Origin of the sequence: Vibrio sp. Vb1337 (genome assembly GCF_033338715.1) — a bacterium.
GTDB lineage: Bacteria > Pseudomonadota > Gammaproteobacteria > Enterobacterales > Vibrionaceae > Vibrio > Vibrio alginolyticus.
In genome coordinates this window covers 1-1033 of record NZ_JAWOTD010000281.1, presented here as the reverse complement: position 1 = coordinate 1033, position 1033 = coordinate 1, and the positions used below count along the sequence as shown (strand labels likewise).

The window sequence follows — 1033 nt, the reverse complement described above, 5'->3', positions numbered from 1 at the left end:
CAGAGACTTTATGGCCGCTATATGATTGCCGGCCCTGTGCCAATCGTTCTGGCCGACTCTGAACTGCTGATGTACGTTGGCTTTAAATGGAACGAGCCACCACCGCTGCTGCTACGTCTCTTCGACCACCCATTCCAGTTACTGTTGGCCGTCATGCTGGTGAGCACGCCATTACTGCTGTGGCTTGCTTGGGCGCTGAGCCAACCCGCAAGACGCCTTGAAGCCGCCGCGCAGAGAGTGGCAAAAGGTGAGTTCGTCATCGATCCGAATCTTGAAAAAGGCACCGCAGAATTTCGTCAAGCGGGCAGCAGCTTCAACCAAATGGGCGAAGCGGCGAATCAGATGATTTCAGGTCAGCAGCGTTTACTGTCGGACATTTCTCACGAATTACGCTCGCCACTCACTCGATTGCGCATGGCCAGTGCATTAGCGACGCGCAAACAGGGTGACAGCCCTGAGTTGGTTCGCATTGATACCGAAGCGCAGCGCCTTGAGCAGATGATCAGCGAATTGCTTGAGCTCTCGCGCATGCAGGTGAACAGCCACATGACACGCGAGACACAGCCAATAGAAAGTTTGTGGGAAGAGATCATTAAAGATGCGCAGTTTGAAGCCGAGCAAATGGGTAAAACACTCCGCTATTCAGAGATCCCTGAGCGACATATCTCAGGCAACCCAAAACTGTTGATGAGCGCGGTAGAAAACATCATCCGCAACGCGATTTATTACGGAAAAGATGAAGTGCAGATCGACATTCAAGACAAGACTGACACACTGACAATTACCGTCGATGACAACGGTGATGGTGTGCCGGATGAAGAGTTAGATGCGATTTTCCGTCCATTCTATCGTGTGGCTACTGCTCGTGATCGTCACTCTGGCGGCACAGGATTAGGGTTAACCATCACAGAAGGTGCGATTCGTCAGCACAGCGGTACGATAGTCGCGAGCCGCAGCCCACTGGGAGGTTTGCGCGTCTCCATCACGCTGCCTTTAGTCAAAGTAGGCAAATAACCCTACAAGATTTCAGTTG

1 protein-coding gene is annotated in these 1033 nt (G+C 52.3%); it reads left to right on the top strand.

The features are described from left to right. The coding region (gene cpxA, locus R7E42_RS25640) for an envelope stress sensor histidine kinase CpxA (RefSeq protein WP_318073332.1) at positions 1-1014 on the top strand (1014 nt) is incomplete at its 5' end. Between the last annotated feature and the right edge of the window lie 19 nt (positions 1015-1033).